This is a genomic window from Brachyspira aalborgi (genome assembly GCF_008016455.1).
GTDB classification, from domain to species: domain Bacteria; phylum Spirochaetota; class Brachyspiria; order Brachyspirales; family Brachyspiraceae; genus Brachyspira; species Brachyspira aalborgi.
Genome location: NZ_SAXU01000001.1, coordinates 536,006 through 560,193 on the forward strand (window position 1 = coordinate 536,006; position 24,188 = coordinate 560,193).

Sequence of the window (24,188 nt, forward strand, 5' to 3'; positions counted from 1 at the left end):
AAAAGAAAATTTTTTTATCAGGAGAATAAAAATGGATTTAGAAAATAACAATTTAGAAAATGAAAACATTGATAATAATTTAGAAAATAATAATGCCGAAAGCAATATTGAGAATAATGAAAATAACGATAATAATGAAAATCGTGAAAACAATTCGGAAGAAGGAAATCGATTTTATAGAAGCGATAGACGACATTATTACAATAGAGAAGATAAAGATGGAAATCCTATAATCGGCAATCCAAGAAGAAGATACTTTAAAAGGAAAATATGCTTTTTCTGTAAAAACGATATTGATATTTTGGATTATAAGGATATAAAACTTTTGAAAAGATATGTCAAAGAAAGCGGTAAAATTGTTCCTAAAAGATTAAATGGAACTTGCGCAAAGCATCAAAGAATGGTTACGAAGGCTATAAAGAGAGCGAGAAATATTGCGCTTTTGCCTTATGAAACTAGATATTGATTTAAAAAATTAAAAAGCAAAATATAAACTAAAGAAGAGTTATTATAAATATAATAGCTCTTTTTATTTTAAAAATTTTATTTTTAAATATTATAATTTATTTTTCTGGCAATTTAATTCCTAATTTATAAAATCTTACTAAACCTTTTATTTTGTATTTATCTTTAAAAGAAATTTTGCTATCGGATTCATTATTTGGAAATATTATTAAACATTTAGGAATATATTTTTCCGTTTTCTTAAATTCGTTGACAATTTTACTTACTCTTGAATAACCTGAAAGTTGTCTAAAGTCGTCTTTATTGATTTTATTATTTTGATATTTTATTTTATATTTTGTATCGGCAATATAATTATATTTTCCTTTTATTATAAAATCTGGTTTAAAATTTCTATGCATATATTGTTTTTGATATAATATATTTTTGCTTTCAATATTATCCAACATTAAAGCGTAAACATATTTTTCAAATAATAAAGACATATCTATCCAAAAAGGCGGCGCTTCATTTTCATTACAAGAATCTTTATATCTTTTTAATTTTATTATTTTTATTGCAAGCTCGATTAATAATTTATATCTTTTATATAGCGGATTTATTTTTATATGATTTAATTCGCTATAATAAAGTTCGTCTGAAACCTCGTTAAAAAACGATATGCAATAAAAATAAAGAGAATTTTTTATATTTTGTATTTTCGATAAACATATTTTTAAAGCTCTCTTTAATATTCTATTTTCTAAACAATTTATATCATAATCCAAATACGAACAGTAAATTTTATCTTCTCTTCCTCTGATTATATTCTTATTTATATGTTTTGAAAATTGAATTTTACCTTTTATTTTAGACTGCAGATTTTCTTCTCTTCTTATAAAATTCTTTTTAAGTCCGTTATGAAGTTCGACTTCAAGCATTCTCAAAAAATGAAACGCGATTAAAATATCCAAATCGTTTATTAATTTATTATCTTTATGATTTATAGGTTTTTCGTCAAAGCCAATATTATATATTTCATTAAAATCTTTTATTATAGTAGAATATTCAAAACATTTTGAAAACATTTTCATGAAATCTATATTTTCTATTTTAGGTTTAATGATTACGCTTTTGGTATAATGTTCTTCTTTGTTTTCTTTGTCGTTAAGCCAAAAAGCGCCGATAAAATAAGAAAATAATTTTTTGCCATCAAAATGAGTTAAAAGTTTATTTCTATATTTAGATTTACTTATACTTTTTTTAAGAGAATCGCATTTTATTTCTTCATGTTCTTTATATATATTTTCTTTACAAAAATCGCATTCGCATTTATTCATAGTTTAAATTATTAATCGTATCTTTTAAATCTTTATTTAGTTTCAAAATTCCGTCTTTCAAATATTCTAATAAAAGAGGTTTTATTTCGTATTCTAATTTATTTTGTAATTCTTCAAAATTTTGAGCCATAAAATAACTATGCCCTATCATTATATCGTCAGATTCAAATTCTTCGTTTATATTTTTGTCTATTAAATTTTTTATATCGTCAAATAAATTAATAGCTTTATCTTTGCAATCAGAATTTTTATTAATATTATCGTAATAATTTTCAATTGCCAATTTATCCGCTTTAATTGATATAAAAGCAAATCTTCTCCTTAAAGCATAATCTATATAGCCAATGCTTCTGTCTGCCGTATTCATAGTTCCTATTATATATAAATTATCAGGTACAGAAAATTTTTCTTTTGAGTAAGGCAAAATAACTTCAATTTCATTTTCTTTACCTTTTCTTTTGTCTACTTCAAGCAAAGTAATTAACTCGCCAAATATTTTTGAAATATTTCCTCTGTTTATTTCGTCTATAATTAATACGACTTTATTATTTTCAGCCGATTTGCATGCTTCCTTAAAAATCCCGTCTTTCAATTTGTATATTATTTTATTATCGCTAGTTGTCCCTGGTTTTATTCCTTCAACAAATTCTTCATAATCCATAGATTGATGAAAAGTCGTAAAAAATATTTGCTCTTTATCCACCAATTCTTTATATCTTTTCATTAATTCCGCTCTATCGGACGGCGCATTTCCGTCTATTAATTTTACGGCAATCTCGGAGCTTGAATAAGTTTTGCCCGTTCCAGGCGCTCCTTGAAGTATTATTTGTTTCTTTTGTTTAATTACATATACATTAATATCAGTATCTAATAAATCTATAACTCTATAGTTTTTAAATTTAAATTTATTTTCTTTCACAAATTTATTTATAGTTTCTATATCGTTTATATAACCGTTAATTGTATCATCTTTATCTATTTTAACTTCAAGTTTATTGTATATTTTTATTCCCCGAGAGTTAACTATTGGGAAAATATTTGGCTTAAGGCAATGTAGAAATTGGCTTAACATTGCTTTTTTTAATCCCGCCATTTGAAATTGACTATTTTGCATAATATCAATTATATTATTAATATCCTCTTTGTTTTTAATTATTTCTATTTTATTTTTATTTATTTCTATTATTAATTTGAAAAATTTAATTATTTGCTCTTTTTCGGGAATAGGTTTCATATTAAAAGTCATTTTTGGAGTTCCGAACATTCCAAGAGTATTTTTATTATTAAATTTACTGTCATTAGTTTCTTCTTCTATTTCTTTTATCAATTTAATTATATTATTTTTAGTTTCTTCTGGTAAATGAGAATCATTTATTCGCTCTATTCTATTTTTGAAGCCTACTTTCCATGTTCCAATACATAAAAAATATATTGCGTTTAAATCAGTGTAATCCAAATCCAAACTATCCAAATTCTGCTCAATCTTTGATAATTCTTCCACGACTTTAGGAATTAAAATATAAACTCCGTCATGTTCTTCTGGGATTATATCTTTTTTAGTTTTTAAAATTTTAATTAATTGTTCTTTATCCATAATTCTGCCTGATTATTATTTAATTTTTATTATTATAGCATATAATATTCAATTTTCAATGAAAATTATTTAGTAATATTAAATAAGGAAATTAAAAATAAATCTTAAAAATAATTATAGTTTTTCGATTTCGTCAATAGGTAAGCCTGTATTTTCACTTATAAATTTCATATCCAAGCCAGATTTTTTTAGATTTTTGGCTATTGAAATTGATTTATTTTTTTCGCCTTCAAGTTTACCTTTTTTTATACCTTCTTTAATTCCTTCTTCTCTTTCAAGTGATAGCATCATTTTTTGTCCTAGCAAAAATGCGTCTCGGGCGGTATAAGCTCGCATAAGTTTATCGTCAGAAGTAAATCTTTTATATTCTTCAATTACTTTTGTCATAATTGGGTTTGCCTCCTTAAGTTCTTTTTCTATATCTTTTAAATTATTGCTTGTAAAAAATTTCATCCAAGTCAACAATTTATTATTTTTCAATTCTTCAATAGTCGAATTTTCTAATATATTAATAAATCTTTGAACTTCTATTATATGCATTTGAATATAATCTAAACTTATATTTTTGTTTTCTGTGTCTATTAATTTAAAACAACGGTGCGGTTTGCCTTCGTCTTAAAAATCCAAATTAAAATCGAGTAGATTAATGCTAATTATTTTTTGAACTCTTTGATAATCTTCGCCTTTATGTAATTCATTAACTATATTTTTTGAGATATAATAAAAAATTCTATCTAAAAAATTTCTATTTCCGCAAAGTTGAAATTCAATTATAACAATTTTATTATCTTTAGTTTTTGCTTTAACATCAATTATTGACTCTTTTAAATCAATATTTTCCGAAAGATTAAATGGGTCGATTATTTCCAAATCTTTAACTTCTTCAAAATTAAAATCTCTCAAAGTTGCGTTAACTAAATTTTCAAGCAAATCTTCATTACCATTTCTGCCGAATAAGTATCTGGCAAATAAATCGCTTAATTTTTTTATTTCTATATTTTCTTTATTATTCTTCATAACTATATTATACCAAAAAATTAATAGTTTGTCAAAATATTAATTTTATAAATTAAAACTAATTATAAATAAAAATTAATCAAACAAAATGGCAGGCGCAAAAATGTCCCTTTTCAATCTCTCTAAACTCGGGAATTTTTTCAGAACATATAGCTTCCGCTTTTGGACATCTCGTTCTAAATTTGCATCCCGAAGGCGGATTTATTGGAGAGGGAATCTCGCCCGAAAGTATTATTCTTTTTTTAGTTTTTGCAACCGAAGGTTCTGAAATTGGAATTGCAGAAATTAAAGATTGCGTATAAGGATGAAGCGAATTAGTATATAAAGACTCGCTTTCGGTAAGCTCAACTACATTTCCCAAATACATAACGGCTATTCTTTTGCATAATTGACGAACTACAGCCAAATCATGAGCGATAAAAAGATAAGTCAATTTCAAATCTTGCTGCATATCGTAAAGCATATTTATAATCTGCGCTTGAATAGAAACATCCAAAGCCGAAACAGGCTCATCGCAAACTATAAACTCAGGGCTAACCGCTAAAGCTCTCGCTATTCCAATTCTCTGTCTCTGTCCGCCTGAAAATTCATGAGGATATCTTTGAGCCTGCTCGGCGTTTAATCCCACAAGTTTAAGAAGTTCTATAATTTTATCTCTTCTTTCTTTTTTTGTGGAATATAATTTATGAACATCCAAAGCTTCGCCAATTATATCTTCAACCGTCATACGCGGATTTAAAGAAGCGTAAGGGTCTTGAAAAATTATTTGCATTTTTTTCGCGTAATTTCTATAATTTTCTTTATTAATTTCTTCGCCGTCAAAAAATATTTTTCCGCTTGTCGGATTGTAGAGATGTAGCAATGTTCTTCCTAAAGTTGTTTTTCCGCTTCCCGATTCTCCCACTAATCCGAAAGTCTCGCCTCTGTATATATTAAATGAAACTCCATCAACGGCTTTAACGGTTTGAGTCGCTCTTCCGAAAAGTCCGCCTTTTATCTTAAAATGCTGTTTTAAGTCTTGAATTTCTATTAAAGGTTTTGTTAAATTTTCCATTAAAAATATCTCTCTTAATTTAATTTTTAATTCTTAATCATTTAGGCATTTCATGAAGCCAACAAGCCGAAAAATGCCCTTCTTCAAATTGAACTATCGGCGGTTTATTGTCAATGCAAACTTTCATGCATTCCTCACATCTTGTGCTAAAAGGACATCCCGCTTTCATATTTAACAAATCTATTGGCGTTCCTTCTATTGGAATTAATCTATCTTGTTTAATATCTATTCTAGGAAGCGATTTCAAAAGTCCTAAAGTATAAGGATGTTTTGGACGCTCAAATATATCGAAAACCGTTCCTCTCTCAACTATTCCGCCGCCATACATAACTATAATATCATCCGCCATATCCGCGACTATTCCAAAATCATGCGTAATTAAAATAACAGCCATTTGAATTTTTTTCTGAATATCTTTTATAAGTTCTAATATTTGAGCTTGTATAGTAACATCGAGAGCCGTTGTAGGTTCGTCCGCTATAAGTATTTGAGGATTTCCCGCCAAAGCCATAGCTATCATAATTCTTTGACGCATTCCGCCCGAAAGTTCATGCGGATATTGTCCCATTCTTCTTTTAGGTTCGTTTATTCCGACTAAATTTAATAATTCTATTATTCTATTTATTGCCGCCGTTTTGCTTATTTTTTGATGAGTAGTTAAAGCTTCGGTTAGTTGATTTCCTATAGTATATACGGGATTTAAGCAAGTCATTGGGTCTTGAAATATCATTGAGATTGCATCGCCTCTGATTTTTCTTTTTTCATGTTCTGAAAGTTTAATTAAATCTTTTCCTTCAAAAAAAATCTCTCCGTTTATAATTTTTCCAGGCTCTTCTATAAGTCCCATAATAGAATATGCAGAAACGCTTTTTCCCGAACCCGATTCTCCTACGATTCCCAATACTTTTGATTTATCGAGTTTATAAGATATATTATTAACCGCTTTAACCTCTCCCGATGGAGTAAAAAAAGATACGCTCAAATTTTTAACTTCTAATAAATTGCTATTCATTTAATTTCCTTTTTTAATTTATCTATTTTTCATACGAGGGTCTAAAGCGTCCCTTAAACCGTCTCCTACCAAATTAAAACATAAAATTATAACACTAATCAATGCCGCAGGAAATAATAATTGATAAGGATAAGAATAAACTCCGCTTACGGCGTTTGAAGTTAAAGAGCCAAGCGAAACCATAGGAGCGCTTACGCCAAGCCCTAAAAAACTTAAAAACGCTTCAACAAAAATTGCATTCGGTATTTGCACCATAGCCGAAACTATAATAGCGCCCATAGCGTTTGGCACTAAATGTTTAAATATTATTCTTAAATGCGGAGTTCCCAAAGCCCTTGCAGCCGTTATAAATTCCTGTCCTTTCAAAGCTAAAATTTGTCCTCTTGTCATTCTTGCCATATTTGTCCAATATAATAAAGATATAACTATAAATATGCTAAATAAACCAGGTCCTAAAAGCCCGATTCCTCTTAAAGATTCGCTTTGCAAAAATAATTTATCCATAGGAGCTTTTAATACAACCGAAAGCAAAACTACTATTAAAAGAGTTGGGACAGCGCTTATAATATCGACAATTCGCATCATAATATTATCAAGCATTCCGCCAAAATATCCCGAAATTGAACCGTAAACGATTCCAATTATAACTACTAATGTAGCCGAAACTATTCCGATTAAAAGAGAAATTCTCGCTCCTATCATGCATCTAACAAGCAAATCTCTTCCCAAAGTATCCGTTCCAAAAGGATGCTCAAAAGTAGGCAAACTATTTTCAACTCCTCTATTTATTTGAGCGTATCCATATTCCGAAAAAATAGGAATAAATATTGAAAGAATGGCTATGATTCCTATTATTATAATTGAAACTAAAGCGACTTTATTTTTTTTGAATCTTCTATAAGCATCCTGCCAATAAGTTACGCTTTCTCTCTGAACTTCTACGGAATATTTTTCTTCTTCGGTAGCCTTTTCAAATAATGATTTATCTAATATTTCCATTTTATTCCTTCTATCTGTTTAATTAAATTTAATTATTAAATTATTCCTGAATTTTAATTCTTGGGTCTATAACTCCGTAAGACAAATCTACTAAAAAATTCATTGCTATTAAAAAAGCGCCATAAAATATCGTAACTCCAAGTATCGTTGGATAATCTCTTTGAGTAATGCTTTCTACAAAATATCTTCCCAAACCAGGAATATTAAATATTTTTTCAACGACAAAAGAACCTGTAAGTATTCCCGCCGATAAAGGTCCTAAATAAGTGACAATAGGAATAATCGCATTTCTTAAGGCATGCTTAAATATTATAAATCCTCTTGAAACTCCTTTTGCTCTTGCAGTTTTAATATAATCTTGATGAATAACATCGAGCATTGAACTTCGCATTAATCTTGCCATAAAACTTAAAGAACTGAAACTTAAAGCAAATCCTGGCATTATATATTGACTAAAAGAATCAAAACCGTAAGCGGGAAGAAGTCTTAATTGAACGGAAAATATAATAATCGAAACCGTAGCGACAACAAAACTTGGAACGGCAATTCCCAAAGTGGCGGCAACCATTACGACTCTGTCTATAACTTTTCCCTGTCTTAAAGCGGCGATTATTCCAAATAAAACTCCTACCGTTGTAGATATAAACATGCTGAAAATACCAAGCCTAAAAGAAACGGGAAAAGCTCTCTTTATAGTGCCTGAAACCGATTGTCCTATTTTTGTAAGCGAAGTTCCCAAATCTCCTTTAATTGCATTTTTAAGATAATTTCCGTATTGCACTATTAAAGGTTTGTCTAATCCGTATTTTCTATTTAAATTTTCTAAAGCGACTTTGCTTAAAGGTTTTTCTCCAACGAAAGGTCCGCCTGGAACCGTATGCATTAAAAAGAAAGTTATAGTAACTATCACGAATAAAGTTAATATCGATATAAATAATCTTCTTATAATGTAATCGAACATAAATTCTTACCTCTAAATTTTATTTACTCCCATTACTTATAATTTTTATTAATTGCAAATTATATAATAAATTTTGAATTTTTTCAAATATATTTTAACTATAAAATATTTTATTTGTATGGAATTTAAGTATAAAAAATTATTTTTCTTGCTCTTTGCGTGTAAATAAAAATATTATGTCCTTTTTTATACCGTCAATTTGTAGTTTATTAGTATTTGATATATTTTAAATTTTTATCTATTTTGCAACGAGAGTTTTATTCCCATTATTTATGAATATAAAAATCTTACTTAATTTTTTTACTTTATAAAAAAATTATCTTAAGTCTAATTCTAAAATAAATAAATAATAAAAAAATGTTATTTCAATAATCATTATTTTAAAAATTATTCTTATTTTTTAGTATAAAATCTTTAATTTAAATTATTCATAATTTTTATTTTATATTCTTCCGTTTTTCTTCTTCCAAATAAAATTTTTTAGCTTCTTCAATATTTGCAAATTTTTCCATATTATCATTTAAATTTGATTTTAAAAGTTTTCTTTCCTCAAGGAGCGCTTTTCTGTTTTCTTTAAATATTTTTTCATGTTCTCGCATCATATCCAAATCTTTTATTATTCCAGCTCCAGCTTTAGCGATATCTACTACGGGCTGCAATATTTCCTTTGCATCTCTATAGCCTTGTTCTATTCTTCTATAAGCGCCTTCGGTAGAAAAATCTAAAGTGCCTTTGAAAAAATTACCCAAATCTTCTTGCGGACATATTTCGTATATATTGACGCCTTCTCTTCTGTCTTTTAAAATCTCGTCCGCTTTTAAATGAATTACTATTATATCGCTGCATCCTTCTTCATAAAGAGGAGTTATTGGAGAGTTGTCTTTTATTCCGCCGTCATAATAATATTTTCCTTCTATCTCTTCTTTTGGAAATATAATCGGTATCGCCGATGTTGCAAGAAGAATTTTTTTTATAGTTTCAGTATCGTAACCGTTTAACTTAAAATATCTAGTTTCAAAAAGCGGAAGCTCAACACAAGTCGCGTAAATAGGAAATTCCATTTTTGAAAGTTCATTTAAATCTATATATTCGTCTATTATTTCAATCAATCCTTTTCTTGAAAAATATCCTCTTGTCGATAACATTGTAAAAAAAGATATTATAGAAGCCCCTGGAACAAAATTTTGTATTCCAAATTGCAAAGCTATTTTACCACAAATTTCTTTTATATCTATATCGATACTTAAAATTTTATCCTGTATTTTCTGCGTCCAAATAGTTTCAGCCAAATCGTATTCGTCTAATGCAAAAAGACAAGAATTTAATCCTCCAACGGAAGTTCCCGAAATTGCGCTAATGCTGTTATAAAGTTTAGATTCTTTTAAATATTTCCAAACTCCTATTTGATAAGCGCCTCTTCCTCCGCCCCCGTCCAATACTATTCCTAATTTATCCATTTTATTTATTCCTTTTTCTTATTAAATTCATTTATACTCGCATTTAAAATTACTCCCAAATTACTAAAAATGCCCGATAAATTATTAGTTTAATTTGATTGTTCATTTTCTTTTTTATTTTATTTTTAAAATTATATGAAAGAATTTAATCTTTTAAGCATTTCCAATTCAAATTTGTCTTCCGAATTCGTATCAAAATCGCATTCTAATTTTGATAAATCGTTGAAGTATTCTCCCCAAGAATATTTTGTTTGTCCCTCATATCGAGGGTCAAAAGCTATTGCCTTATTTAAACATTCTTCAATCAAAAATCTATTTTTATTACCATCTCTTTTACCTAACGCATCAGCTTTATTAAAATATGCCAAAGCGTTATCTTTTTCTAATTTTATAGCTTTGTCGTAATATTCTACGGCTTTATCGTAATCTTCCAACATTCTATAAATTACGCCTAAATTAATATAGATATAAACGCTTTTATCCGAAAGTTCTATTGCTTTTTCTAACGCTTTAATTACTTCTTCATAATTATTTTCTTTTTGCTTTTCTACAAATAATTTAATAAATGAACTTATGCCAAATCTATAATAATTTTGATAAGTTGCATTTCCTCTTTCAATCGCCAATTTATAATAATTTGGAAGCTCGTCAAATTCTCCAAGAGATAAAGACGCTTTCGCTAAACTCTCGTATATTTCAGAATTATCCATTCCGTTTTCTAAAGCCTTTTTAAGCAAAAATAAAGCTCCCTTAAAATCTTCCTCTCCAATCAATTCAATCGCATTATCGTAATAATTTTGAGCGGATGCGGGAATTTTCTTTATATTAATTTCTTCCGTTTCCGCAATTTCCACATTATCAATATTTGAAAGCTCGTTTATTATTGCAACGCTCAAATCAAAATATGAATTCTCTTTTTCTAAATCCATATTTAAATTATTATTTGCATAGCTTTTTAATAAACTAAATTGAACATCTTGCTCGGGCGATTTTGATATTTCTACTACGCTGTCGACAATATATTTTTCTTCATTTTTCAAAGATTCTATTTTTTGTAAATTGCCAAGTAAAGGTATATAAATATCGTCTAATTCTTTAAGTTTAGCTTTATCTAAAGCTTCAAATAACTTGTTCGCTATTTTGTCATTTGAATTTAAAGTTTCGTATAAACTCAACATAGATATTTTATCTTTCGGATTAACTCCTATTTTATCCATCATTGGCTTTAACATCATAATATCGTTTATAGAATAATTTCCTTTCGTAGCTAAAAAGAAATCGGATATAATGCATAATATTTTTTCATTGTCTGATAAGTCTTTATATAAAGTTCCTCCGAATTCCAAATATTCAATAGTCGACTCTAAATGAACGACATTCATACTTCTTTCCAATTTATCTATTCTTTGAGATTCTCTTATTAAAGAACTCATTGCCATAGTCATCATTTTATTTATTTGGGAATATATTTCGTTAAATTCTTTATCTATTTGATTACTCAAAGAATTTAATTTTACATTTACTCCCATAATTGCGTCAAAAGTTAATTTTCCCTGTTGAGCCAATTTAGCAATCATTTTTATACTTGCTTCTTGCGATATTGCAAAATCTCTGTCTATCTCGCCTCTTAATTTTCTATTTTTTCCCGTAATATTTCCCAATAAATTTTTTAAAAAGCTTTGATTTGCCAATTCTGCGGCTCTTGCTTTTCCCGCGGCAACCGCGGCGCTTGCCTGCATTCCTAATCTTGTAAGCTCTTTATGGTTATTTTTGTGTTCTTCATAAGTTCTTTCGACATATTCGTCTATAGAAGTTATTTCTTCGTTTGTTAATTCATTTTCAAACGGCATAGTTAATTTAGAATCCATAATATTATCCTAGATTTATAATTAGTAAATAAACATAAGTTTGAATAAAATTTAAAGTTAAGCCACTGAACTGAACTGAACTGAACTGAACTGAACTGCAGCAGTCAAAATTTATACGATTATTAATAATTTTCATAGCATAATTATAGCATTCTTCAAAATAAATGTCAAGACTTTTGAATAAATAATTTAATTTGAATAAATAATTTAATTTGAATAAATAATTTAATTTGAATAAATAATTTAATTAATAAAATTATAATTATAATAATAGAATATATTTTACAATTAGAAATTTTTATAATCGATTTTTAATTTTTATACGCTTTTAATTTTCCAAATTCTATAAAATTGTTAAAATTAATCTCTTCCAAATAAGGAACGGGATATTCCGACATATCTTTTCCGTCTTTTAATGCTCCAAACATATTTAAATTATTTTTTTTCCAATCGGATAATCTATTATAATAACTTTTTGTATATCCCGAAGTCATTTTTAAATTGTCATTTGAAAGAACAAAACTTACATACATACTAATATTTGTTTTTGGAACTGAAGATATTCCTTGAACATTATGAGCCACATAATCTAAAGACATTTTTTCATAATAATATGCATTCGTTTCGCTTTCTGCATAAATGAAAAATCCGATTCCTCTTTTCTTTCCGTTTATTTCGTATTCTACGCTTCCGTTATCCATAAAAGTATATAAATAACCGTTTGGAGCGACAACGCTTTTGCCTTTAACTCTATTTATCCATATATTGTCATAATTTTTATTATAAACTTTTGTATTTGAAGCGCATGATATTAAAAATAATAATATAAAAATAAAATATGACTTCATTTATTGACTAACCCCTTTTTAAAAACCTTATAATATATTTTCGACTATTAATATTATAACTTAACTATTGCAATTTAATTGGATATTATTTATATTATAAAATCTATAAAAAATCAATATAAAAAAAGAGGAAAATGGAAAACTCTGATATTGCAAATCTATTAATAGAAAGATTTATAGAAAGCGAAGAATATAAATCTCTAAATATAGATAATGTAAAAAATATATTTGGGCTTAAAGGCGGAAGCGATGCTTTATTTTTTGCCTCTATTTTTAAAGATAAAGGCGAAAGTTTTTTAATAATTAAAGAAAATGAAAGCGAGGCTATGCTTTTAAGTCAGTCTCTAAATTTTTATAATATTCCAAATTATTATTTTCCCGATTACGATAGCATTCCATTTACAAAAATGTCGCCGATAACGGATATCGCTCAAGAGAGAATAAATATTTTATACAAACTTATAAATAAAGAAAAATGCGTAATAGTATCGACTATAAATTCAATAACTAAAAAAATTCCTAACAAAAAAGATTTAGAAAAATTATATATAAACTTAAAAGTTAATGACAAAATTAATTTAGAAGATTTAAGATTAAAGTTAAACGATTTGGGTTATATAATAGATATAGATATTTCAGAAAAAGGAACTGCCGCTATTCGAGGAAGCATAATAGATATTTTTTCCGTAGGATATGATAATCCCATTAGAATAGAAATGTTTGACGATTATATTGAAAGTATTAGAATGTTTAAGATAGAAGACGGGCGTTCATTTGAAAATTTGGAAGAGATTATTATTTATCCCGTTAGAGAAGCTATATATAGCGATTCTATGATAGAAGAATTTTTAAAAAGAGAAAATATTGAGGCGGAACTTAAAGAAAATATATCTAAAAATAAATATTTTGCAGGAAGTGAAAATTTACTTTCTTTATTTTATTCAGACTTGGAAACTATATTTGATTATTTTAAAGATAAAATAATATTTTTAGACGATTATATAAAATTAGAAAATAAATTAATAAATATATTTGATTCTATAGAAGAAAATTTTAATAGCGCGGATAATATTTTTAATATAATAGAAAGTCCAAATAAATTATATATAGACTCTAATTATTTTGACGAAATAATAAAAAAATCAATCAATATAACTCATTTTATAATTGAAAATAATACATATCAATTTAATTTTAGCAAAGGAGAATCTTTCAAATCGAGATTAACGGATTTTTTAGATTATATAAAAGATTACAGAGAAAAAGATTATTTAATAATTTTATCAACGGGACATTATGACCAGGCAAATAGATTTTATAAAATAACGCGAGAATTAAAACCGACTATAATCGGAGCAGAAGACGATATAAACATAAAAGAAAAATCGGAAATTATTATAGCAAGCAACGATAGAGAACTTGATTTATCAAATAATAAAAATAATTTCTATATTATAACCGCTCCTTCTTCTTCAGGATTTATAAAAGAAGATATAAAAACTATATTCATAGCCGATTGGGAAGTATTTGGAAGAAAAAGAAAAAAGATAAAAAAACTTCCTAAAGTAAATAAAAATATAATAGACACTTTTGTCGATTTAAATGTCGGCGATTATGCAGTTCATGTAAATTATGGAATAGGAAAATATTTAGGCTTAACTAGAAAATCATCCAACGGAAAAGAAAAAGATTATTTAACTTTGGAATATTTGGAAGGCGATAAATTATATATTCCCGTAGAGCAAATGAATTTTGTTCAAAAATATATTTCAGGAGGCGGACATACTCCAAGATTAACTTCTTTAAGAACGAGCGCTTGGGAGAAAATAAAGAGCAGAGCTAAAGCGGACGCTTTAACTACGGCAAGAGATTTGATAAGGCTATATGTAATAAGGTCTAATATTCAGGGAAATATTTACGGACATGACACTCAATGGCAGGACGATTTTGAAGCTTCATTTAAATACGAAGAAACTCAAGACCAATTAAGAGCGATTAACGATATTAAAAAAGATATGGAAAGCGGTAAAATGATGGATAGGCTCGTATGCGGAGATGTGGGATTTGGAAAAACAGAAGTCGCTTTTAGAGCTATTTTTAAGGCAATAATGGCGGGAAAACAATGCGCCATGCTATGTCCGACTACTATTTTATCTCAACAGCATTATAATAACGCTAAAAAAAGATTTGAAGATTTCCCGATAACGATAAACGCTTTAAACAGATTTGTAAATATGAAACAAGCTCAAGAAAATAAAGAGAGCTTAAAAAACGGAGAATGCGATTTAATAATAGGAACTCATGCACTTTTGTCAAAAGATATTGAATTTAAAAATTTGGGATTAATAGTAATAGACGAAGAGCAGAGATTTGGCGTAAAACATAAAGAAACTTTAAAAAAATTAAGATTAGAAACGGATGTTTTAACTTTATCGGCGACTCCGATTCCTCGAACTTTAAATATGGCTTTAACGGGAATAAGAGATATAAGCGTAATAGAAACTCCGCCTTTAAATAGAATTCCCGTAAAAACTTTTGTAATGGAATTTAACGAAGAGATTGTAATATCGGCGATAGATAGAGAACTTAAAAGAAAAGGACAAATATTTTATTTATATAATAGAGTCGAAGGAATTGATTCTTTCGCGCTTATGATAAAAAAATTATGTCCAAAAGCAAGAATATGCGTAGCTCATGGAAGAATGTCGGGAAATCAATTAGAAAAAATAATGAGAGATTTTATAGATTATAAATACGATATATTGGTTTCTACAACGATAATAGAAAACGGAATAGATATACCAAACGCCAATACTATATTAATAGAAAACGCCCATACTTTCGGATTGTCGGAACTTTATCAATTAAGAGGAAGAGTCGGAAGAAGCGATAGAGAGGCTTACGCTTATATGTTTTATCCCGCTAATTTGTCTTTAAGCGAAATTGCATATAAAAGATTATCTGCAATATCGGAACATACAGATTTGGGAGCTGGATTTAAAATAGCGATGAGAGATTTAGAGATAAGAGGAGCAGGAAATATTTTAGGAGATGAGCAGTCGGGAATGATTTATCAAGTAGGATACGAATTATACACTCAAATGCTTGAAGAGGCTACTAACGAATTTAAAGGCGATATTAAAGAAGTCACTTTTGATACGGTTATAGATTTTAAATACGATTTATATATACCCGATTTTTATATTTCGGATGTTAAAGAAAAAATATCGGTTTATAAATTAATTCTTCGTTCTCAAAGCGATGAAGATATAGAATCTTCAAAAGAATATATGACTGACAAATATGGAAAAATTCCTAAAGTAATAGAAGATATATTTGAAATAGCCAAACTTAAAGTAATATTGAAGAGAGCGAGAATATTATCGGTTATAGAAGGACAAAATTGCTTATATGTTAAATTAGATAAATATTCGCATATAGATACAAATAAACTTATGCAATTAATTAATTCAAAAGATTCTAAAATAAAATTTGATTTGAATAATTTTAATCAACTTATAATATCCGATATTGAAGACGCTGAAAATAATTTAAACTTAAAAATAGAGAAAGTAAGAAATTTAGTTTTGGCGATTGAAAGCCATGAAATCAATATTAAAAAAGATAATAACGATAATAAAATTAAAGACATTATAGAAGAGAATTTAGAATCTCAAAAAATCGAAAATAAAAAATCGCCTATTAAAAGAAATGTAAGAAAAAAGCCTTTAAAAGTAATAATAAGAAAATCAAAGTGAAAATTTTTCTAAATAAAAACCCCTATGCTCTTTTGAACATAGAGGTTTTGGCTTAAATCTTTATTTTATTAGTATATATAAAATTTTATACAATTTAATTTAGATTAATTATAATTTAAATTTTGACAAATAAAAATATTCTGTTATAATAATCTTATGAATAACAAACCATTTAATCCACTAAACGATTGTTTTGTTCGGTATTTCTTTACTGATAAAGGAGGCGAAAAAGTTCTTCTTGATTTTATAAACGCCGTTATGATTAGCGCAGACATGAAAACTTTTAAAGCCGTTGAAATTCTTAATCCGTTTAATTTGAAAAGACATTATAAAGATAAAGAAACTATTGTAGATGTGAAATGTATAACCAAAAACGGAACGGTTGTAATTATCGAAGTTCAATTATCGGGCAATTCAAGATTTCCCGAAAGAATACTTTATTATTGGTCTGCAAATTATAGTAAACTTTTAAAGAAAGGCGAAGAGTATGAATACTTAACGCCTGTGATTAGTATCAATCTTCTTAATTTTAATTTGAATAAAAAGAATAGCAATGTGCATAGCTGTTATATGATTTATGATACTAAAAATAAAAATCTATTAACCGACCATTTGCAAATACATATAATAGAATTAAAGAAATTTAAATTTAATGATAATGATTTAAAAAATGATTTAAATTATTGGCTTGGATTTTTTACAACTAATAACATGGAGGCTTATATGTCAGAAATAGTAAAAGAAAAACCTATAATGGAAGAAGCGCATAAGAGGTATAATAATTTTATAAGAAGCCGATTAATGATGACCGAGTATGAGAAAAAAGAACTTTATCAATACGATAAACAAATATCGCTTGAAGATAAAAGGCGAGAAGGAATTAAAGAAGGCATGAAAAAAGGAAAACTTGAAGGAATAAAAAACGAAAAATATTCAATAGCCAAAACCTTAAAACAAATGAACATGGACGATGCATCCATAAGCAAAGCTACAGGATTAACAATTAAAGAAATCCAAAATATAAGCGCTCACGGAAAAAATTAAACTGCTGAATTTTTTAATTAAGGAAAAATAATGCCGAAAGTTTCAGTAATTTTGCCAATATACAATGTCGAAAAATATTTAAGAAAATGTTTAGATAGCGTTATAAATCAAACTTTTAAGGATATTGAAATAATATGCATTAACGATTGCTCCGCCGACAACTGCGAAAATATAATTTTAGAATATGCAAAAAAAGACGGCAGAATAAAAATCATAAATAATGAAAAAAATTATGGAATTGGTTTTTCTCGCAATATTGGAATTAATGAAAGTTCGGGAGAATATATTTCTTTTATAGACGCTGACGATTATATCGAAAAAGATTATATTGAAATTTTATATAATACGGCGATTAAAAATAAAGCCGATATAGTTTTTACAAATAATATAAATATAGTAAGAGATAAAATAATAAAACCTTATTATCATAACAGAATAAATATTTGGAAAAAGAAATTTAGAGAAAATGAAACTTGGAAAGAAGGAATAAGTGATTTTAATGTAAATACTCCCGAAAAGGAAAATACTCCCGAATATCCTTTAGTTTCTACGGTTAATAAAATATTTAAAAAAGATTTTATAGAAAAAAATAATTTGAAATTTCAAAATTATATCGTTTCGGAAGATACGGAATTTTTTTATAAATATTTATTATATTCTCCGAAAAAATTTTATAATAACGAAGCAAAATATTATTATGTTCAAAGAAAATCATCTTTAACGCATTCTATAGAAAAAGACAATCAAATGATTACGGACGCTTTATCGGTATTCAAAAATATATTTAATATTTATAAAGAAAAAAAAATAGAATTATTGAAAGATGCAAATTATTATAATTTTAATTCTTTTCTTTTTGTATTCAATAATTATAAAGCTCAAAATAAAAATGAATTTTATAAAAAATGCCATGATTTAATGAAAGATTTGAATGTCGAAATAGACAAAGATAAACATCCTTTCGAGGCTTATTCCTGCCATATAATGAAAACGAACGGCGATTATAATATTTATTTGTATAAAGTTGAAAGAATAAAGAAAAAAGTTTTTTCAGTCGCTTGGTGGATTCCTTCTATAACTTTGAGAGAAAAATATAAAAAATATAATTTGAATAAAATTGCAAAAAAGAAGTTTGAAGAAGAATTAAAAAATCAATAAAAAATTATTACGATTTTATTCTCGCTATAAATATATTTTCTATTTTTTCTATATTTTCAATCGCTTTTGTTATTTTATTTATATTCGCCTCTTTCAATATAAACATAAAATTATTGTTTTTTTCTTTTGACTCTTCTATTATAATTTTATTTTCAACAAAAGATTTATTAAAAGTTTCAAAATTATTTTTTGAAGAAGAAAATCTTATATAAAAAATTTCATTTTTTTCTTTAAAATCTTTAACTTTTATATCGTTATTTTTTTCTACAAATCCTAAAATTGGAATTCTTAATTTGTCGGTTATAATAGAATTTCTTGCGATTGTTATAGCGTCAGAAACTATTGCACTGCTTGTCGGGCGTCCTCCAGCTCCCGCTCCGTAAAATACATTATCTCCCGACCTATCGCCCACAACCGTAATTGCATTAAAAGCGTAATCGACTTTTGAAAGCATATTATCTTCTTTAAGCATAGTTGGAATTACAAATATAAAAACATTATTATCTTTGTCTATGCTAGCTTCCGCTATTAATTTTATCGTATAGTTAAATTCTTTAGCAAAAACTATATCGGAAAGCTCGATATTTCTTATTCCTCTTATAAATATTTTATTCATATCTATAATATTTGAAAAAGCTATTGACGACAATATGCATAATTTATGAGCCGTGTCTATTCCGTCTATATCAAAAGTCGGGTTAGCTTCAGCGTATCCTTTCTCTTGAGCGTCTTTTAAAACGACATTGAAATTAAGATTATTTTTAGTCATATTCGTTAAAATAAAATTGCAAGTTCCGTTTAATATTCCGTAAACCGATTCTATTTTATCCGAAACCAAACTTTCTTTAAGCGCTTTTATTATAGGAACTGCGCCCGCAACCGAAGCTTCAAAAGCTATGTCGGTTTTTCTATTTGCCACAATCTCCGAAAAACAATTTGCAAGCAAAGCTTTATTTGCCGTAACGACTCCTTTTTTCGCTTCCATTATTAAAGTTTTAGCCGTATCCATTCCGCCCAAAACTTCTATAATTATATCGATTTCTTTATCGTTTAATATATCGTTTAAATCTTTAGTTTTTATTTCTATAGAATCAAGATATTTGTCGTTTTTTACTTTATCTATATTTCTACTAAAAACGGTTTTTATTTTTAATTTTATTCCCGTTCTTTTCTCTATAGTTTGATTATTTTCGATAATAGTTTTTACCGTATCTTTTCCGACATGTCCGTAGCCTGCGACAGCTATCTTAAATTCTTTTTTATTCATTTTTTCTATATTCCCATTTTAATAAAACCGCGTTCTTCAAAATATTCTTCTTTTTCATCGTATAAAACTACGGTTTTGTCGCTTATAGAATCTTTAGCCGAACGAACGAAAAATTCCAATCTGTTAATCGTATTTACTTCGCTTGCTCCAGCGTCCATATCCAAATAAAGAAGATTCAAATCGGGATATCTCGTTTTTAATCTCGTTTCAATTCCTCTCGCTATAATATGATTTGCAATACAACCGAAAGGCTGTAAACAAAGCACATTATTAACGCCTTCTTCGGCAAAAGTCGCTATCTCTCCTGGCAAAAGCCAAGCCTCGCCAAATTGATTCGTCAAAGAAATAATTTTTGAAGCGTTTTCGGCTATATGTCTTATATGATGAGCGGGACGAAAACCTTTAAATTTTGACATAATTTGATTTATAGAGTCTATTCTCGCGTCAATAAGTTTTTCGGATAATTTAGAACCGTAATAACCTAAAAACGAAACTTCTCTCGCATGTTTTTCTTTATTTACCTGCTCGCTTATAACTTTTTGAACGAAGAAATCGAATACAGGCGGAACTATAACTTCCACTCCTTTAGCCATAAGCCAATCGCAAACATCTCCGTTGGCAAAATTATTGTATTTAACATATATCTCGCCGACTAATCCAGCTTTAGGCAAATATAAATCTTTAGTTTCAATAGCGTTAAACTCTACAACGGCTTGCTTTAATAATTTATCGGTAGCTTTAAGAGAAAAATCTTTTGGATGCAAGGCTATATATTTATTTGCCAAAGCTAAAGCCTCTCCTTTTTTTGTCTCTCTAACCGCCGTGTAATAATACATTGTAGAAATAGCGTCCGCATAAGGCATAGCGACAATTCCCTCTTTCATCATATCCATTTTTGAAAGCTCGAATCCAGGCTGGTCGTTTATAACCGTCAAACCAACCGTTACTACTGGAACATCTGGATAGCCCGCGTTTATCAATCCTCTTTTTATTAAAGAAGCGTAATTACTTGCTCGGCATTGTCCTCCCGTTTGAGAAATTCCCGCCGCAATTTTATCCGTATCATATTTTCCGCTTTGAACCGCTCTTATTATATCGCCTATAACTATTGTAGCGGGATAACAAATATCCTGATTTGCATATCTTAATCCCAATTCTACAGATTCAATATCTGGGTCAGGCAAAGATATCGTTTCATAACCGCTCCTTTCAAGCAAAGTTAGAATCATTGGGTCGTAAAAATAACCGAATTTAGGAACGAGTATTTTTCTTTTTTCATTCTTTTCGTATCTTTTAATATATGTTCTTTCTGGTTTTTCTCTATAAACAAAATTGCCTTTCATTTTCATGCTTTCTATCATAGAGCGAATTCTTAATCTTATACTTCCTGGACTTGATATTTCATCTACTTTAATTAAAGTTGGATTTTTACCATAAGAATTTAATATTGATTTTATCTCGTCCGAAGTAGTGGCATCTGGTCCGCAACCAAAACTATTTATTTGAATTACTTCAAGTTTTAAGTCTTTTTGAGCCGCCGCCCATAAAGCAGCCTTAAACATTTTATTAGGATAAGACCATTGAGTTAAAACTTGAACATCGGCAAGAGATTGGTCTATATCTAAACCGTCTTCAGTCAAAACATTTATTCCGAAAGACGCTATAGTTTCGGGTATTTTATGATTTATTAAAGGGTCTATATGATAAGGACGACTTACTATAAGAATTGTCGGAGTTTGAGTCTCTTTAGCATATTTTATTATTTTTTCGCCTTCTTTTTTCAATTCTTCTTTTACTCTAACTTGCTCTTTTAAAGCCTTTTTAAACGCTTTGTCAAAATCTTTTTTATCTATTGCCAAAATATTAACGAAATAGGCTTTGCATCCTTTATATAATAAATCTTCATTTAAAAAACTTATTATTGGAGCGTCAAAAGGAATGCCGAATTTTGTTAGCGGACTTATAGAACTATCTATAACATCGGGATAACCTGTCACAACGGGACAGTTATAACTATTAACGCTTCCATCCTCTTCGCTTTTTTCCAAAACTACGGAAGGATAAAATATTCTATCGACTCCCGATTCTATTAAATCGTAAATATGTCCGTTTGCTATTTTTGCAGGAAAACATATATTATCGCTCATAACCGTTCCCGAACCTTTTTCTGCAATTGACATACTTGAAGGCGAGGATAATTGAACTCTATAACCGCATTCTGTAAGTATCGTAGCCCAAAAAGGAAAATTTTGATACATATTTAAAACTCTTGGAATTCCTATAACGCCCTTTATTTTGTCAGTCGCTGGCGCTAAAGGTCTTTCAAAAAGAAGAGAAAGTTTTTTTTGCGTAATATCCATTCCGTATTTTCTTTCTTTATTTCCTTTATTTGAAAATATTCTTTCGCATTTATTTCCCGTGTAGAAAGATTTTGAATCTTTAAATTTTAATCTTGTAACCGTGCATAGATTTTCACAACCTTTACAAGTTAATTGTCTTCTTTCATAATCGTTTGCTTCCTGTAAATTATCTAAACCTATAAAAGTAGTTTTTTCATTTTTAACTTTGAAAGTGTCTAAAGAGAGCAAAGCGCAACCGTAAGCTCCCATTAATTCCGATATATCGGGACGAATTACTTTTCTATTTAAGAATTTTTCAACCGAACGAAGAACTGCCGAATTTTTGAAAGTTCCGCCTTGAACGACTATATTATCTCCCAAAATTGAAGTGTCGGTAATTTTCAATACTTTAGTAAAACAATTTAAAGTGACGCTTTTTGCAAGTCCTGCCGAAATATCCGCGACTGAAGAGCCTTCTCTTAATGATTGTTTAACTTTGCTATTCATAAATACCGTGCATCTGCTTCCCAAATCGCATGGACTAACGCTTTCGCAAGCAATATCGGCAAAATCTGCAACTTTATAACCCATTCCTCGCGCAAAAGTTTCTATAAAAGAACCGCAACCCGAAGAACAAGCTTCGTTTATTTCTATATTTTCTATTATTCCGTCTTTAATAAATATAGCTTTCATATCCTGCCCGCCAATATCGAGTATAAAGCTTACTTTTTCGTCAAACGCTTTCGCTCCTCTATAATGAGCCATAGTTTCGACAATTCCTTCATCCATATTGAAAGCCGCTTTTATTAAATCTTCTCCGTATCCTGTCACAGAAGTTCGAGCGATATTTATATTAATATTTTTTTCTTCAAGTTCCTTTTTTATTTCGGTTAATCCTTCCACAACAGCACCTACAGGATTTCCGTTATTATTTCTATAATGTCTTAAAACTACTTTTCCCTCTTCGTCTATTATAACTATTTTTGTAGTCGTTGAGCCAGAATCTATTCCTAAAAAAGTATTTTTTCCATTAACCGTTTTTACATCGGCGGATTTAACTTTATCTTTCGCATGTTCTTCAAACCAATTATTATATTCTTCTTCGCTTGAAAATAAAGCTTCTCTATGTTTTGAATTTGTTATTTTTACTTCAGCGGAAATATTTTGAACCAATTTTGTAAAAGCCGAAACGGATATTATAGTTTTATCTTCTTTTTCTCCAAAAGCCGCTCCTATAGCCGCCGTAAGTTCGGGATGCTCAATCGTATACATATCGTCTTCTGTGGCATTTAAAAGAGTTAAAAATGTCATCCTCAAATCGGGCAAGAATGTTAAAGGTCCTCCCGTAAAAAGTATTTTCGGTTTAATTTCAAAACCTTTTGCAAGAGTATTGACAGTTTGAACGGCGACAGCTTGAAATATGCTTTTTGCAATATCGGATTTTGGAATATCTCTGCTTATTAAAGTTTGAACATCTGTTTTTGCAAATACTCCGCATCTGCTCGCCATAGGATAAATTGAAGTCGCTTCTTCCGATAAAGTTGAAAGTTCGGAAGGATGAACATTTAAAAGAGTAGCCATTTGGTCTATAAAAGCTCCCGTTCCTCCCGCGCAATTCCCATTCATTCTTATATCCGCTTTGAAATTATCGTCAAATACTATAATTTTAGCGTCTTCTCCGCCTATATCTATTAAAGTTCTTCCGTAAGGATAAATTTTTCTAATTGCCGTTGAAGAAGCTATAACCTCTTGAACGAAACTTATTCCCGTTCTTTCGCTTATTCCCATTCCAGCAGTTCCCGTCATAGCAAGCGATAAATTTAAATCTCCATGTATGCTTTGCAAATTTCCAAGAATCGATAATAAAGTTTCCTTTACATCGGCATTATGTCTAACATAAGTTTTAAATATAATATTGTCGAACTCGTCATAAACAACCATTTTTGCCGTAGTCGAACCAATATCTATTCCAGCTTTATATATCTTTTTCATAATTATTATCTCCAAGTATTTTAAAATAAATCTCTA

15 protein-coding genes and 1 pseudogene are annotated in these 24,188 nt (G+C 28.5%); 4 read left to right on the plus strand and 12 right to left on the minus strand.

Annotated elements, in window-relative coordinates; all coding sequences use genetic code 11:
* The first annotated feature begins 31 nt into the window (after positions 1-31).
* The gene (gene rpsR, locus EPJ79_RS11940) at positions 32-466 is read left to right on the plus strand and encodes a 30S ribosomal protein S18 (protein ID WP_147526301.1); all 435 of its coding nucleotides are present in this window, start codon (positions 32-34) and stop codon (positions 464-466) included.
* Positions 467-563: 97 nt separating this feature from the next.
* Here the strand turns inward: rpsR and EPJ79_RS02475 are convergent, their stop codons facing one another.
* The 10 genes and pseudogenes from EPJ79_RS02475 to EPJ79_RS02520 form a co-directional block, all read right to left on the minus strand.
* A complete protein-coding gene (locus EPJ79_RS02475) occupies positions 564-1,784 on the minus strand; it encodes a 5-methylcytosine restriction system specificity protein McrC (RefSeq protein WP_147738313.1) in 1,221 nt (406 codons plus the stop codon).
* Positions 1,777-3,378 (minus strand): McrB family protein, encoded by a 1,602-nt coding sequence (locus tag EPJ79_RS02480; RefSeq protein WP_244289049.1) that lies wholly within the window; start codon positions 3,376-3,378, stop codon positions 1,777-1,779. Before EPJ79_RS02480 ends, EPJ79_RS02475 begins: the two co-directional genes overlap by 8 nt.
* 114 nt (positions 3,379-3,492) lie before the next feature.
* A pseudogene (locus EPJ79_RS02485) lies at positions 3,493-4,395 on the minus strand (Rpn family recombination-promoting nuclease/putative transposase).
* Between the two features lie 79 nt (positions 4,396-4,474).
* On the minus strand, positions 4,475-5,449 hold the full coding sequence (locus EPJ79_RS02490) for an ABC transporter ATP-binding protein (protein WP_147738314.1): 975 nt from the start codon (positions 5,447-5,449) through the stop codon (positions 4,475-4,477).
* 37 nt (positions 5,450-5,486) lie between these two features.
* Positions 5,487-6,461 (minus strand): ABC transporter ATP-binding protein, encoded by a 975-nt coding sequence (locus tag EPJ79_RS02495; protein ID WP_147738315.1) that lies wholly within the window; start codon positions 6,459-6,461, stop codon positions 5,487-5,489.
* Positions 6,462-6,479: 18 nt separating this feature from the next.
* Positions 6,480-7,460 carry an ABC transporter permease gene (locus tag EPJ79_RS02500; protein WP_147738316.1) on the minus strand — a complete coding sequence of 327 codons (981 nt, stop codon included), beginning with the start codon at positions 7,458-7,460 and terminating at the stop codon, positions 6,480-6,482.
* Between the two features lie 40 nt (positions 7,461-7,500).
* The gene (locus EPJ79_RS02505) at positions 7,501-8,421 is read right to left on the minus strand and encodes an ABC transporter permease (RefSeq protein WP_021958802.1); all 921 of its coding nucleotides are present in this window, start codon (positions 8,419-8,421) and stop codon (positions 7,501-7,503) included.
* A 437-nt stretch (positions 8,422-8,858) separates the two neighbouring features.
* Complete coding sequence (locus EPJ79_RS02510) at positions 8,859-9,878, minus strand: patatin-like phospholipase family protein (protein ID WP_147738317.1); 1,020 nt, start codon at positions 9,876-9,878, stop codon at positions 8,859-8,861.
* Positions 9,879-10,009: 131 nt separating this feature from the next.
* Complete coding sequence (locus EPJ79_RS02515; protein WP_244289050.1) at positions 10,010-11,746, minus strand: tetratricopeptide repeat protein; 1,737 nt, start codon at positions 11,744-11,746, stop codon at positions 10,010-10,012.
* A 311-nt stretch (positions 11,747-12,057) separates the two neighbouring features.
* Positions 12,058-12,594 carry a hypothetical protein gene (locus tag EPJ79_RS02520; protein WP_147528810.1) on the minus strand — a complete coding sequence of 179 codons (537 nt, stop codon included), beginning with the start codon at positions 12,592-12,594 and terminating at the stop codon, positions 12,058-12,060.
* A gap of 134 nt (positions 12,595-12,728) precedes the next feature.
* Here EPJ79_RS02520 and mfd point away from each other — a divergent pair, with 134 nt between their 5' ends.
* From mfd to EPJ79_RS02535, 3 genes are all read left to right on the plus strand, one after another.
* Positions 12,729-16,352, plus strand: coding sequence for a transcription-repair coupling factor (mfd, locus tag EPJ79_RS02525; RefSeq protein WP_147738318.1), 3,624 nt, complete (start codon positions 12,729-12,731; stop codon positions 16,350-16,352).
* A 156-nt stretch (positions 16,353-16,508) separates the two neighbouring features.
* Positions 16,509-17,396, plus strand: a complete 888-nt coding sequence (locus EPJ79_RS02530; protein WP_147738319.1) for an Rpn family recombination-promoting nuclease/putative transposase — start codon at positions 16,509-16,511, stop codon at positions 17,394-17,396.
* A gap of 30 nt (positions 17,397-17,426) precedes the next feature.
* Positions 17,427-18,554 (plus strand): glycosyltransferase family 2 protein, encoded by a 1,128-nt coding sequence (locus EPJ79_RS02535; RefSeq protein WP_147738320.1) that lies wholly within the window; start codon positions 17,427-17,429, stop codon positions 18,552-18,554.
* Between the two features lie 7 nt (positions 18,555-18,561).
* Here the strand turns inward: EPJ79_RS02535 and EPJ79_RS02540 are convergent, their stop codons facing one another.
* Together EPJ79_RS02540 and EPJ79_RS02545 are read right to left on the minus strand one after the other, a co-directional pair.
* Entirely contained in the window at positions 18,562-19,821 is a 1,260-nt protein-coding gene (locus EPJ79_RS02540) for a homoserine dehydrogenase (protein WP_147738321.1), read from the minus strand.
* Positions 19,822-19,826: 5 nt separating this feature from the next.
* Positions 19,827-24,152 (minus strand): acyl-CoA dehydratase activase, encoded by a 4,326-nt coding sequence (locus tag EPJ79_RS02545; RefSeq protein ID WP_147738322.1) that lies wholly within the window; start codon positions 24,150-24,152, stop codon positions 19,827-19,829.
* Positions 24,153-24,188: the final 36 nt, after the last annotated feature.